Consider the following 13481-nt stretch of genomic DNA (forward strand, 5'->3'; position numbering starts at 1 on the left):
CCGCAATCGACCCAAAACCTGCATCAGGCGAAGGATGCTCTTGGCAACCAGCATATTCCTCGCAGTTCAGCGCCATCGGCCGACAGCGAGCGGTTCGCTATGTGCAGTGAGCAAGGCGAGGGCTCAGCCAACCATCACCTCGTCCAGCGCCTGCTCAAGCGTACTCAGAGTGCGCTCGATATTGTGCAGCTTTTCCAGTCCGAACAGACCGATGCGAAAAGTCTGGAAATCGGCCGGTTCGTCGCATTGCAACGGTACTCCGGCGGCGATCTGCAGGCCGTGGCTGGCAAATTTCTTGCCGTTCTTGATGTCGGCGTCATCGGTGTAGCTGACCACCACGCCAGGCGCCTGAAAGCCCGGGGCGGCCACGCTTTTGATGCCTTTGCCGGTCAACATCGCGCGCACCTGATCGCCCAGCGCCTGCTGTTCGTCGCGGACCTTGTCGAAGCCGTAGGCTTGCGTCTCTTTCATCACTTCGTTGAAGCGTGCGAGGGAATCGCTGGGCATGGTCGCATGGTAGGCATGGCCGCCCTGTTCGTAGGCCTGCATGATCTGCAGCCACTTTTTCAGGTCGCAGGCGAAGCTGCTGCTTTGCGTTTGCTCGATGCGTTCGAGGGCCAAGGCACTGAACATCACCAGGGCGCAGCAAGGGGAGGCGCTCCAGCCTTTTTGCGGTGCGCTGATCAGCAGGTCGACCGCGCATTTGTGCATATCCACCCACAGCGCGCCTGAGGCGATGCAGTCCAGCACGAACAGACCACCGACCGCATGCACGGCGTCGCCGACGGCTCGCATGTAATCGTCGGGCAGGATAATCCCTGAGGAGGTTTCAACGTGGGGAGCGAAGACAATCTGCGGCTTCTGCGCCGCGATGGCTGCCAGCACTTCGTCCAGAGGAGGCGGGGCGTAGGCAGCCTGACGACCTGCTTCAATCGGTCGGGCTTTCAGCACCGTGGTGGCCGCCGGGATCTTGCCCGTTTCAAGGATCTGGCTCCAGCGATAACTGAACCAGCCGTTGCGAATCACCAGGCATTGCTGGTCGGTGGCAAACTGTCGCGCCACCGCTTCCATGCCGAATGTGCCACTGCCCGGAACCACCGCTACAGCCTCGGCGTTGTAGACCTGTTTCAGGGTGCTGGAAATGTTCTTCATCACGTCCTGAAACGACTGCGACATGTGGTTGAGCGAGCGGTCGGTGTAGACCACCGAGTACTCGATCAGCCCCTCGGGATCGATACTGGGATAGAGCTTTGACATAGATGACTCCTTTGGCAGAGATTTCAGTGGTATCGACCCTGCCCCAAGCGTTCAAGAGGGGCAGCAACCGACCCAATATAGCTGACCAGCGTTTTTGCGCCCCCGCCGTCAGCCAATGATGAGCGTACCGATGGCAATCACCGCGCAGGCCAGTGTCTTTTGACCCGACCGAGAATGTAGGGTGAGAATTGGTTTCTCAGCAAAATGTAGTCTTCAGTTACTGCATCGATTCAGCACTGCTTGTATCCTTGCTTCCCGAATAGGATGAATGACTGCCGCCATTGCCTTGACCCCATGTTGCTGGAGCGGAAAACCGGACTTTCCAAAAGGTAGTAACGTGAAGCGTGATTCCCACCTGGTTGTGCTTTTGCTGCTGGTTATCGGTTGTTCGCTGGCGTCTTTGACGGTCTGGAAGGTATTGGCCTCTCGAGAGCGAGCACTGGCGGAGGTGGACGTCCATGGTTTGAACCTTACCCAGGCCCTGGCGACTTACTCCGAAGGCATCGTCCGTCAGAGCTCGCTGCTTTTGCTCGGGCTCGTCGAGCGTCTGGAAACTGAAGGCAGCGGTCCTGCACAGATTCAGCGGCTGCGTGCTTTGGTCGACCGCCAGGAGCCGCTGATGCCACAGCTCAGTGGTATCACCATCTACGATAATCAGGGGCGTTGGTTGATGTCCTCCAACCGGCCTATTCCAGCGGGTGCGAACAGCAGTGATCGGGTGTATTTCATTCATCACCGCGACGATCCTTCCCGCGAGACCTTTATTGGTCCGCCCATCCAGAGCCGTTCCAACCAGGAATGGGTGATCACCGTCAGCCGGCGTTTCAATGGTCCTGGCGGCGAGTTTGCCGGCGTGGTGGCGGTTACCCTGGGGATCGAAAACTTCCTGCGATTGTTTGGGAAGATCGACGTGGGGCAGGAGGGTGCTATCGGTTTGTCCTATACCGACGGAACGTTGCTCGTTCGCTATCCATTCCGTGAGCAGGACATGGGGCGCAATTTTTCCAATTCGCCCATCTATGCCAAGTATCTCGTCGATCGATCTGTCGGCACCGCCTCATTTACCTCCAGTCTGGACGGCGTGGAGCGCCTCTATGCCTTCCGCAAAAGTGACCGGCTGCCGCTGATAACGACTGTTGCTCTGGGCAAACGCGAAGCCCTCGCCGCGTGGCGAACGGAGGCATTGCTCTCGGCGGTGGTGGTAACGGGTTTGCTGGGGCTGACAGGGCTCATCGGCTGGTTTCTGATTCTGGATATCCGTCGGCGTACCGAGGCAGAAGATCAGTTGCGCGGGGCTCAGCAGCAGTTGCTTTCATCGAACCGGCAACTTGAGTTGCTGGCAATGAGGGATGCCCTGACCGGTCTGGCCAATCGGCGTTGTTTTGATGAAAGCCTTGCCATGGAGGCGCGGCGAGCACAGCGTAACGGCACGACGCTGGCATTGCTGATGATTGATATCGACTACTTCAAGCGCTTTAACGATTCCCTCGGGCATGTGGCGGGAGACGCGTGTTTGCAGACGGTGGGCAGAATCTTCGAGGGCTGCGTAAGGCGACCGTCGGATCTGGTGGCACGTTATGGCGGAGAGGAGATCGGCATCATCATGCCTGACACCGACGCTGACGGGGCCGCAGTGGTGGCGCAACTCATCCTCGACCGTTTGCAGCAAGAGAACATTGCGCACAACACCAGCCCGCTCGGTCGGCTGAGTGTGAGCATCGGGATTGCTACCGCGGGCGGTACCCGGCTGGACAATTTGCAGGGGTTGATCGAAGTGGCAGATCAGGCTCTGTACAACGCCAAGGCATTGGGACGTAATCAGTTTGTGAGGGGAGGGATGTAACAAGGTGCGCTGGCTCACCGGGCTGGCACGCAAGCCCGTCCGTCCAGAACTCGGCACTCCCATGGGCTGATCGCCTCTGAACTTCAAGCACGGACTTCCCGCGCCTTGTTAGGAGAGCCAGCATGGACATTGATGAGAAAGCGCCAGGCAACACGTCTCAGCAGGAAGTGACACGCACCACGGACAATGAAACCGGGCACGACCCACGGCGCGATGAACCTGAGGTGCCGCTGCCAGCGGACGACGAAGCGCCGGTCGAAGAAGACATGAGCGACGTGGAGGCCAATAACTCGGTGTCGAGTGAGCATCCTTAGCTAAAACCTTGAGCTTCGCGCTGTATCTGTGGCGAGGGAGCTTGCTCCCGCCGGGCTGCGCAGCAGACCCTCTTTTGTGTAAAAGAAGGGCCGTTTCGCGCCCCAGCGGGAGCAAGCTCCCTCGCCACAAATTAATGTTGGTTCGGGTAGAGGTTTTTATGGCCTGCAATCAGAGCGACGCTTTCACCTGTAAACCCACCACCAACGCATTGTCGATGTCCTGCCCGGAAAACGCCCCCGGCTCGATGATGTACTGCAGATTCGGGCGCAGGGTCAGCCAGGGCGTTGCCTGATACCCGTAGCCGAGTTCGATCAATTGTTCGGCGCTGTCCAGATTCGGGAATGCCGTGCCGTTATTCAACGCGGCATCTTGCTGCACATCACGACTGCGCGGGTTGGGCACCGCACGCCCGTAGCCCAGAGCAATGGTGTCACGCGGGCGGCCTTCGAACGGTTTGTACAAAACGACGCCGGTGCCGTACCACTTGCTGAACGGCGAAGCGGCTTCACTGGCTGCCGAATATTGACCGAAGGCATGCAGACTGCGGCCCTCGGACGTCTCGGAACGCCACACGGCCTGATCCACCAACAGGTAATGACCGCCGCGCCCCGACACTTCCTTATCGCTGCCAATGCGCTTCACATCAGAGCTGTCGTAGTAGTAGCCGACCTTGTATTCACCCGGCAATTGACCCGCGTGCTTGTACACCAGTTCGATCGGCACCACGGTGCCTGTGGTGTGTTTCGGCCCAAGGTGCCAGGCGCGGCTGGAATTGCCGTTGCTGTCGGGATCGACATTGAACGCGGCCACACGCAGTTGCCATTCAGGCGACAGATCGTATTTCACCCGCACGCCGAGGCGGGCGTTGGGGTAGTTGGTCCAGCCGCTGCCGCCGGACATGTTCAGCGGATGCCCGCAGAAACCAGCGTTCATGAAGTTGCAGAGGATGCCGCTGTCGAGGCCGCCGAGATCATTGCCCATGGCCATGTAGCCCAGCTTCACGTTCAGTGCCGGAGTCAACAGGCTGCGCTCGTAGCTCAGTTCGGTCAGGCGCGTATAGAGCCCACCGTAGTTTTCCTGGATCGGCAGACGGTTGCCGACCAGATCTTCGGAAGCGCTGTTGCCGCGGCGGTCATTGATGCTCAGTTGGACCTTGCCGTCATTGTCGACGCCGTACAGTTTGCTCAGGTCGAATTGCACGCCGAGCTTGATGTTCTGCGAGTAACGGGCCGAACGGTGCAGACCGCAGTCGGCGTTATAGGCCGTCTCGCCACTGTAGTCGCCGGTGAATTTGACGCCGTCCTCGTCCATCTGGTGGCGCAAACCGCCCCAGTCGCCGGTCAGGGTATTGCGGGTCAAAAGGTTCGAATCATCGAAGGCGAAGGCGGGCAGGGCGGCGCTGCAGGTCAGGCCCAACAGCACGCCGTTGAGCCAGCCAGTATGAGTAAAACGAAACATGACAATCTTCCTGCTGAAATCTTTATCGATTGCGCAAAGCAGTGCGGCACCCGCAGGTGCCGCACTGAAAAGAAAGCGCCCGTGGACAACACGGGCGCAGCCGCTTACGGTAAGGCGTAAGCCATCACGTAGTCGCCGCGATCGGTCGACTGACGCGCGCCACCGGCGGTGATGACGATGTATTGTTTGCCGGTTTTCGGCGAAACGTAGGTCATCGGGCCGCCCTGGCTGCCCACTGGCAGGCGGGCTTTCCAGACTTCTTCACCGTTGCCGCTGTTGAAGGCGCGCAGGTAGAAGTCCTGAGTACCGGCGATGAAAATCAAGCCACCTTGGGTCGACAGGGTGCCGCCGAGGGTCGGCAGGCCGATCTTGATTGGCAAGTGCATGCGGATGCCCAGCGGACCGGTGTCTTCGACGGTGCCAACCGGAACCTGCCAGGCGACTTTCTGGGTTTTCATGTCGATGGCGGTCAGCGTGCCGAACGGCGGCGCCTGGCAAGGAATGCCGGCGACCGACAGGAAGCGGTTCTTGTTCACCGCATACGGCGTGCCTTTCAGCGGCACAGCGCCCATGCCGGTGTTCAGCGCTTCGCCACCGGAAGCCGCCTGCGCCTTGTTCTGCGACGGGATCATCTGAATCCACAAGCCCAGACGCATGTCGTTGACGAAGATGAAACCGTGCACCGGGTCAGTGGAGATGCTGCCCCAGTTCATGCCGCCCAACGAGCCCGGAAAGCTCAGAGATTTGTCGGTGCCCGGCGCGGTGTACAAGCCGTCGTAGCGCATGCCTTTGAAGTCGATGCGGCAGAGCAATTGATCGTAAGGGGTCGCGCCCCACATGTCCGATTCGGTCAGGTGCTGAGCACCGATCTGCGGCATGCCCACCGATTTTGGCTGGGTTGGCGAGTAAGGCTCGTTCGGAATGTTCGCCGCTTTGACCGGCACTTCTTTGACGTCGGTCAGCGGTTTGCCAGTAGCGCGATCCAGCACGTAGATCTGCCCGGCCTTGGTGCCGATCACCAGCGCCGGTACGGTTTTGCCGTCCTTGGTGAAGTCGATCAGGCTTGGCTGCATCGGCAGGTCAAAGTCCCACAGATCGTTGTGCACGGTCTGGAACACCCACTTTTCTTCGCCGCTGTTGGCGTCCAGCGCGAGGATCGAAGCGCCGTAGGTGTGATCGAGTTTGCTGCGCTCGACACCGTAGATGTCGGTGGAGGAACTGCCCATCGGCAGGAACACGGTGTTGGTCGCCGCGTCGTAGGACATCGGCGCCCAGCTGTTTGGCGTGCTGCGCACATAGGTGCTGCCATCGGCCGGTGCTTTTTTATCCTGCGGATTGCCCGGGTCGAAAGCCCAACGCATGGCGCCGGTCATCACGTCGAAACCACGGATCACGCCGCCCGGCATGTCGGTCTGCACGTTGTCGGCCACGCGACCGCCAACCACCACGGTGGTGCCGGCCATCAGCGGGGCGGAGGACAATTGGTAGTAGCTGTCCGGGACATCACCCAGACCGGCCTTCAGATCAACCTGGCCGTTGTTGCCAAAACCCTGGCAGAACTCGCCGGTGTCAGCATCGACCGCGATCAGACGGGCGTCGATGGTGTTGGTCAGCAAGCGGCGCTGGCAATTGGCAGCGGGGGCGGGTGCAGCCTCCGGAGTGACTGGCGAGCTGCTCTGTTTGGCGACGGCGGCAGTGGCGTCGAAATACGCCATGCCACGGCAACGCTGCCAGACTTTCGACTGGGCGTTGATGGCGTTTTTCCAGAGTTCCTTGCCGGTGTCGGCATCCAGCGCGATCAGGTTGTTATGCGGGGTGCAGATGAACACCTTGTTGCCGACCTGCAGCGGGGTGAGTTGGTCTTCGGCACCGTTGCCATCGCTCACGGCGACATCACCAGTGTGGTAAGTCCACGCCACTTTCAATTTGTCGACGTTGTTACGGTTGATCTGATCCAGCGCAGCGAAGCGGCTGCCGCCCTCGGTATTACCGTAGTGCGCCCAGTCTTTCTGCGCCTTGTCCGGCTCGACCGGGGTCAGGCCCGGGCCAGTGCCGGTGGCGGCGACAGTCGGGTGCGCAACGAACATGTTGCCGGCCGCGACAGCCACACCGATGGCGAGTACAGCGGCCAGCGCATAAGCGCCGCGCCCTGGAACACCGCCGTTGGCACGTTTGAGCAGTGGATACACCAGCGCCACGACCACGCCGATGGCGCTGAACATGAACAGACGCGAGAACACCGGCCAGAACACCAGCCCGGCATCGCTCACCGCCCAGATCGCTGTTCCGACCAGGAACGCCGCAAACAACCACGCGCCGGCCGGTTTGAAGCGGGCGATCAGCAGGCCGGAAACAGCCATCACCAGACCACCCAACAGGAAGTACCACGAGCCTCCCAGGCTGACCAATTTCACGCCACCAGCAGCGAGTGCCAGACCGAGCAGGGCGATGACCACGCCCAGCCCGACCAGAATGAATTTTGATATGCCCGAGAGGCGTTGACTCTGCTTCACGTTGAATGTCCCGTTGAAATGAGGCGTGCATTATATAGATAGGTAACTACCTAGTTAAATCACTATTTCTGAGGGAAGCGTAGTTCGCTGCTCAAACCCGTGCCAACAGGGGAAGCGGTGCAATGGCTATAGCTCGACGCAATTATCCAAAGGTCGTGGAAAGCGCTGTTTATGTCAGAAGGTCTGGTACTTATGACAGCTCTAAAATTTCTCCAATAATTCGACGATTAACCGACATACGGCAGGAGTCAGAGCTCTACCTTCACACGATCAGGCATATGCATATGCCCTTTTAGTCTTTGATTCCCGATCGGTTTCCCGCTCAACTGGCGCCTTTTTGATAGGGAGCTATTGATGTCCGAGCGCTGCGAGGTAGTCGTTCTGGGGTTGGGTGCCATGGGCGCCGCGACGGTGTATCAGTTGGCGAAAGCAGGCGTGAATGTTGTCGGCATCGACCGCCATCATCCTCCGCACAACCTTGGATCGAGCCATGGCGATACGCGTATCACTCGATTGTCGGTAGGTGAGGGCGCGCAATATGTGCCGATCGTGCGCAACTCCCACCGCATCTGGCGCGAACTGGAGGCGCTGACGGGCGAGTCGCTGTTCGAACAGTCCGGGCTGTTGGTGCTGACGTCGAGCCCCGAGTTCGATCCCGATGACAAAACCGACTTCACCTTGCGCACCATCGGTCTGGCGCAGACCTATGGCATCGAGCACGAAGTCCTGAGCGCCGCGCAGATTCGCCAGCGTTTTGCGCAATTCGCCAACGTGCACGACACGGCCATCGGCTACTTCGAGCCGGGCGGCGGTTTCGTCCGCCCGGAACGCTGCATCGACGTACAGCTCAGACTCGCCGAGCAGCATGGGGCGATTCTGCACAAAGGTGAAACGGTCACCGATATCAGCTCTGACGAGCAGGGCGTCACCGTCACGACAGACCGTCGCACGCTGTCTGCCAACAAACTGGTGATCAGCGCGGGCAACTGGAGTGGCGAGCTACTCGGCAAACCGTTCGAAAACCTGCTCAGCGTCTACCGGCAGAAATTGTTCTGGTTCGAGCTGGAAGAAAACGCCGAACTGGTCGGCCATTCTCCGACCTTTATCCTCACCCACGGTCGCGGCGACGATAAAGTCAATTACGGCTTTCCCGCGTTGCCCGGCGAAGGCAGTCTGAAAATCGCCACGGCGCAATACCACACCGCGACGTTGCCGCAAGACATCGACCGCACGGTCTCGGCGGCCGAAGAGCAGGCGATGTACGAGCATCAGGTGCGCGGCCGAATCGCTGGCGTGACTTCGACGGCGCTCAAGTCTGCGGTCTGCGCCTACACAGTGACGCCGGACCGCCATTTCATCATCGACGAGCATCCGTCCCTGCAACACACCTTGTTCGTGTCGGCCTGTTCCGGCCACGGTTTCAAACACTCCGCCGCACTCGGCGAGGCATTTGCGCAGTGGTGCATGCGTGGCTCGACCGACCTGGATCTGTCCTCTTTCTCCCTGAAACGCTTCGAAGGAAAACTATCGTGAAACGCGCCGCTTTTTCCGTTGCACTGCTGCTCGCCGCCATGGGCTCGGCCTCAGCCGAAACCCTGAAGATCGCCGTGGTGCCGGTGCCGCATGCCGAAATTCTCGAGTTCCTCAAACCTGAGCTGGCGAAAGAGGGCGTGACGCTGGACGTCAAAGTGTTCTCTGACTACATCCAGCCGGACCGGCAGACCGACGAAGGTCTGCTCGACGCCAACTACTTCCAGAGCAAGCCTTACTACGACGCTTACAAAAAGGATCGGCCAAGCAGCGATCAGGTGCCGATCGTGGCGGTGCACATCGAACCGTTCGGTGCCTACTCGAAGAAGATCAAATCCATCAGCGAGCTCAAGGATGGTGCGACCATTGCCATCCCCAACGACCCGACCAACTCCGGCCGCGCGCTGCTGCTGATCGCCAGGCAAGGACTGATCACCCTCAAGGATCCGGACAACATCATGGCGACCCGCCTGGACATCGTCAGCAACCCCAAACACTTGAAGTTTCAGGAACTGGAAGCCGCGATGCTGCCGCGAGTGCTGAACCAGGTTGACCTGGCACTGATCAACGCCAATTACGCGCTGGAGGCGAAACTGGAGCCGCACAAGGATGCTCTGTTTATCGAAAGCTCGGAGTCACCGTATGCCAATTACCTCTACGTGCGCCGCGACAAGGCCAACGCCCCGGCGGTGCAAAAGCTCGGTGCCTTGCTGAATTCGCCACAAGTGAAGCAATTTATTCTTGAGCGCTATCACGGCGACGTTGTGCCGGCGTTCTGATTCAGTCGGGAACCGTCGCAGAGGTTGGCGGTTCCCTTGATCGACCCACAATGCCTATCCCGCAGCAAAATAATTTGAACCGCCCCCCAGCGCGCTCACCCTAATGATCAGCTTGTGGTCAATTGCACAGGCGTTGTGCCAATACCGGCATACTCCGAGAGGTGATCAGCGTGGCTAAAGACGAAAAGAAAGGCAAAGGTGAAGCTTCGAAAGCCAGCAAGGATTTGAAGGACAAAAAGTCGTCACCTGAAAAGAAATCCGCTGCGGCCTCGGCGCTTTCAAAATCTTCCGACAAGAAAGACAAGAAAAAAGACGCCGAACCGAAAAAGTCTGCAAAGAAAGCTGACAGCAAGCCAGACAAGGCCAAGGACTCGAAAAAGGCTGAAAAGCCTGCGAAAAAGAAAAAGTGATATCCGCTGTCTGCCAGGGCTTTACGCCCTGGCTGACTTGACCGTGTTGCTAGGCAGTCGGGATTGATCGTCCGCTAGTGCATTTTCAAAGCCAACACTTTTGTTCCCGCGCAAGCTCTGACGTAATCTCTTGCGAATCAGCCGCCCACCCGCTCAGGCACGCTTTGGCAGTTTCCAGTTCGGGCGAATGAAATGGCAGGTGTAGCCATTGGGGATGCGCTCCAGATAATCCTGATGCTCTGGTTCCGCTTCCCAGAACGGTCCCGCCGGTTCGATTTCGGTGACCACCCGACCTGGCCACAGTTTTGAGGCGTCAACGTCGGCGGCGGTGTCTTCGGCGATGTCGCGTTGCTGTTCGCTCAGGTAATAGATCGCCGAACGGTAGCTGGGCCCGAGGTCGTTGCCCTGACGGTTGGGCGTGCTCGGGTCGTGAATCTGGAAGAAGAATTCGAGAATCTGCCGATAGCTGATCACGGCAGGGTCGAACTCGATTTCGATGGCCTCGGCGTGATTGCCATGGTTGCGGTAGGTGGCGTTCGGCACATCGCCGCCGGTGTAACCGACGCGCGTGTGCAGCACACCGGGGTAGCGCCGCAGCAGATCCTGCATGCCCCAGAAGCAGCCGCCGGCAAGAATGGCAGTTTCGGTTGGTGCGGTCATGGTGTGTCCTTCCTCTCGGGGGGGGGAACATTGGGTATAGCCATGGTTATGAGGGCATGCTGAGCAATTCCAAGACCGCACCGCGCAAATAGTCAGCGAGCGTGACGATTGGTCGGTCGCTCGAGTCCCAAATGCTCGCGCAGGGTCGAGCCGCTGTATTCGTGGCGGAACAGTCCGCGCTGTTGCAGCAACGGCACCACGCCCTCGACGAAGTCATCCAGCCCCTCAGGCAGGAACGGCGGCATGATGTTGAAACCGTCGGCGGCCTGTTCGACGAACCATTGCTCCAGGGTATCGGCCACGGTTTTCGGCGTACCGATCACGGTGTGGTGCCCGCGTGCCCCGGCGACTTTTAAGTACAGCTGACGAATGCTCAGGTTCTCCCGACGGGCCAGATCGATGAACAGGGCCTGACGGCTTTGCATCGAGTTGCTCAGTGGCAGTTCCGGCAAGGGACCGTCGAGATCGTATTCGGAAAGGTCGAAGCCACCGGCCATGCCCGCAAGCATCGCGAGCCCGACCCGGGGTTCGACCAGGTCTTGCAACTGTTGATATTTGTCTTCCGCTTCGCTCTGCGTCCGGCCGATCACTGACGAAATCCCCGGCATGACTTTCAACTGATCGGGCCGGCGCTGATGTCCGGCACGGCGATACGGATTTCCTTGACCGTATCCGCCAGCGTCAGACTGGACACCAGCACTGCGGCCAGGGTCAGCGCAATTTTCGGAAGGGAGATTCTGCTTGGCGAAGTCGTTCGATTCACACGGATGCTCCTGCAAATTCCAGCGGGGTACTGGATCGAAGGCGCACTTATAACGATGTAGAAATGAGGAAATAAAATACTAAAAAAATAGCTGTTTATACGTTTGTGGCATATATCCGGCGGGACAAAGGCTGGGCGCGCAATGCTTTTAAGGCATAAAAATTATGTCCCGCTCCGAGGTCGGGTTTGCCGGACATTGAAGCGAATTGCCGGATGGTCCCATCAATATCCTCGTTAATGGATCTTTCCTTGGCACCCGGCCTGTTTAGACTCGCGACATGCTCATTGGCCCTATGGAACAGCCTCCATGTCCGCAACCGTTTTCGACTGCCAACCTACATTGTGTGGTCCCACGCTGAGGCTTCAACCGCTGGCCGAAAGTGACCTTGGAGGCTTGTATCAGGCAGCGAGTGATCCGCTGGTCTGGGCTGGCCATCCCGCGACCGATCGCTATAAGCGTGGGGTATTCGAAAGCTATTTTTCCTCGCTATTGGCGACGAAAACGGCGCTCACCGTAATCGATACAAAATCGGGAAAAATCGTCGGTACGTCGAGCTACTACGCGCCACCCGATCTGCCCGAGGGTATCGCTATCGGGTACACCTTTCTGGTGCGGGAAAAATGGGGCGGCACCAGTAATCACGAGCTGAAGCGGCTGATGCTGGAACACGCATTCAAGACGTATGACACCGTTTACCTGCACATCGCGCCCACCAACGTTCGATCACAAAAAGCCACGCTGAAGCTGGGCGCCGTGCACCTGTACGACGCCGAGCTGACCATGGGCAATGTGTGCAAACCCTGCAAGTGCTACGGACTGAGCCGCGCGCAATGGGCCGAGGCGCAGCGTACCGGTTAAGCGTTCTCTACTTGCCTGCGCACATCACCCAAAGAATCACGCTGCATCGATTGCAGGTTTTTCTCGATGGTTTCGCACAGGGCTTCCATCTGGATCTGGTGTTCGCTGTGGCGAAACGGGCTTTGCAGATCGGTGCCGATGCGTTCGATGGCCAGCAGCATGAAACCGACCACAGTCGAGGCCAGCGGGGTGAACCAGCCCAGCGATTCCACCAATCCCACGGGCACGATCAGGCAAAACAGCGAGATAAACAGACGTGGGAAATACACGTAAGGGTAGGGCAGTGGAGTGTTGGCGATCCGCTCCATGCCGCCCTGGCTGTTGGACAAATCCACCAGTGTCGACTCCAGCCGCGCCAGGCGAATGCTGTCCAGGCGCCCGGCCTTGTATTCCCGGGCGAGCAGGGTCGCGGAACCGGTGAGGATGTCGTTGGCAAAGTTGTTGGTGGTGCCACTGCGGGCGAACTCGTCAGCGGGAATAAACGCCCGCACTTCCTCCGGACAAGGCTGACCCCGTAGATGCGCCGCGAGGCAATTGACATACGCCACGTGCCGGCGCAGCAACGTCGACTTGACCGGATTCACCTCGCTGCCGGGGTCATCCAGCAGCGTCAGGACCTGACGGGCGAAGCTGCGAGAACTGTTGATCATCATGCCCCACAGCGTCCGCGCCTCCCACCAACGGTTGTAGGCGCTGCTGTTGCGAAAACTGATCAGCACCACCAGCGCCGAACCGAGCAAGGTCAGCGGCATCAGCGGCAGGTTGATCTTGGCGTTGAGAAACAGCATGAAGTCCACGGTGACGGCAATGTCCCAGAGCAACAGCCAGAACAGCGACCAGCCCACATAGCCCATGGTTTTGATGATCAGACGGTATTTTTTGACGATGGCAGCTTTCAAACGGAAACCTCGTGGCGAGCGGTAAGCATTGATGCCTTAGCTCGGACGGTGGTTTCTGGGTAAAGGTTCGGCGGCTGATGTTGGCCCGCTTGTGAAACAACTGGCTGAAGGCCCCCAGCTCACGTTCTGCTCCTCTGAAGCCCGCGCGACGCGCGTGCATGCGGCCATTGCCAGATAAGTGAAACAACTTGTTGC

General features: G+C 59.1%; 13 protein-coding genes. 6 read left to right on the forward strand and 7 right to left on the reverse strand.

Annotation, left to right across the window (positions count from 1 at the left end):
- Window positions 1-123: 123 nt before the first annotated feature.
- Window positions 124-1257, reverse strand: a complete 1134-nt coding sequence (locus tag AC3WMT_RS00200; RefSeq protein WP_103301945.1) for an aminotransferase class V-fold PLP-dependent enzyme — start codon at window positions 1255-1257, stop codon at window positions 124-126.
- Window positions 1258-1594: 337 nt separating this feature from the next.
- Between AC3WMT_RS00200 and AC3WMT_RS00205 the strand changes: the two genes are divergently transcribed.
- Together AC3WMT_RS00205 and AC3WMT_RS00210 are read left to right on the forward strand one after the other, a co-directional pair.
- A complete protein-coding gene (locus tag AC3WMT_RS00205; protein WP_103301946.1) occupies window positions 1595-3100 on the forward strand; it encodes a sensor domain-containing diguanylate cyclase in 1506 nt (501 codons plus the stop codon).
- 122 nt (window positions 3101-3222) lie between these two features.
- Window positions 3223-3414: a hypothetical protein gene (locus AC3WMT_RS00210; RefSeq protein ID WP_103301947.1), complete on the forward strand. Its 192-nt coding sequence runs from the start codon at window positions 3223-3225 to the stop codon at window positions 3412-3414.
- A gap of 169 nt (window positions 3415-3583) precedes the next feature.
- Here AC3WMT_RS00210 and AC3WMT_RS00215 read toward each other — a convergent pair whose 3' ends face one another.
- Entirely contained in the window at window positions 3584-4873 is a 1290-nt protein-coding gene (locus AC3WMT_RS00215; RefSeq protein ID WP_103301948.1) for a carbohydrate porin, read from the reverse strand.
- A 104-nt stretch (window positions 4874-4977) separates the two neighbouring features.
- On the reverse strand, window positions 4978-7386 hold the full coding sequence (locus AC3WMT_RS00220; RefSeq protein ID WP_103301949.1) for a glucose/quinate/shikimate family membrane-bound PQQ-dependent dehydrogenase: 2409 nt from the start codon (window positions 7384-7386) through the stop codon (window positions 4978-4980).
- Window positions 7387-7740: 354 nt separating this feature from the next.
- On the opposite strand from AC3WMT_RS00220, the gene solA reads away from it, so the two are divergent.
- The 3 genes from solA (at window position 7741) to AC3WMT_RS00235 (ending at window position 10105) form a co-directional block, all read left to right on the forward strand.
- A complete protein-coding gene (solA, locus tag AC3WMT_RS00225) occupies window positions 7741-8919 on the forward strand; it encodes an N-methyl-L-tryptophan oxidase (RefSeq protein WP_103301950.1) in 1179 nt (392 codons plus the stop codon).
- Window positions 8916-9695: a MetQ/NlpA family ABC transporter substrate-binding protein gene (locus AC3WMT_RS00230; RefSeq protein WP_103301951.1), complete on the forward strand. Its 780-nt coding sequence runs from the start codon at window positions 8916-8918 to the stop codon at window positions 9693-9695. Before solA ends, AC3WMT_RS00230 begins: the two co-directional genes overlap by 4 nt.
- 170 nt (window positions 9696-9865) lie before the next feature.
- Window positions 9866-10105, forward strand: coding sequence for a hypothetical protein (locus tag AC3WMT_RS00235; protein WP_103302441.1), 240 nt, complete (start codon window positions 9866-9868; stop codon window positions 10103-10105).
- 153 nt (window positions 10106-10258) lie between these two features.
- Here the strand turns inward: AC3WMT_RS00235 and msrA are convergent, their stop codons facing one another.
- From msrA to AC3WMT_RS00250, 3 genes are all read right to left on the reverse strand, one after another.
- Window positions 10259-10765: a peptide-methionine (S)-S-oxide reductase MsrA gene (msrA, locus tag AC3WMT_RS00240; RefSeq protein WP_103301952.1), complete on the reverse strand. Its 507-nt coding sequence runs from the start codon at window positions 10763-10765 to the stop codon at window positions 10259-10261.
- Window positions 10766-10857: 92 nt separating this feature from the next.
- Window positions 10858-11355: an LLM class oxidoreductase gene (locus AC3WMT_RS00245; protein ID WP_249412131.1), complete on the reverse strand. Its 498-nt coding sequence runs from the start codon at window positions 11353-11355 to the stop codon at window positions 10858-10860.
- Window positions 11356-11378: 23 nt separating this feature from the next.
- Window positions 11379-11528 carry a hypothetical protein gene (locus AC3WMT_RS00250; protein ID WP_177431335.1) on the reverse strand — a complete coding sequence of 50 codons (150 nt, stop codon included), beginning with the start codon at window positions 11526-11528 and terminating at the stop codon, window positions 11379-11381.
- Window positions 11529-11835: 307 nt separating this feature from the next.
- Between AC3WMT_RS00250 and AC3WMT_RS00255 the strand changes: the two genes are divergently transcribed.
- Window positions 11836-12387 carry a GNAT family N-acetyltransferase gene (locus AC3WMT_RS00255; protein WP_103301953.1) on the forward strand — a complete coding sequence of 184 codons (552 nt, stop codon included), beginning with the start codon at window positions 11836-11838 and terminating at the stop codon, window positions 12385-12387.
- On the opposite strand, the gene AC3WMT_RS00260 is transcribed toward AC3WMT_RS00255, so the two are convergent.
- Window positions 12384-13286 carry a bestrophin family protein gene (locus AC3WMT_RS00260; protein WP_103301954.1) on the reverse strand — a complete coding sequence of 301 codons (903 nt, stop codon included), beginning with the start codon at window positions 13284-13286 and terminating at the stop codon, window positions 12384-12386. The genes AC3WMT_RS00255 and AC3WMT_RS00260 overlap by 4 nt on opposite strands.
- Between the last annotated feature and the right edge of the window lie 195 nt (window positions 13287-13481).

Source organism: Pseudomonas sp. FW305-7 (assembly GCF_058786735.1).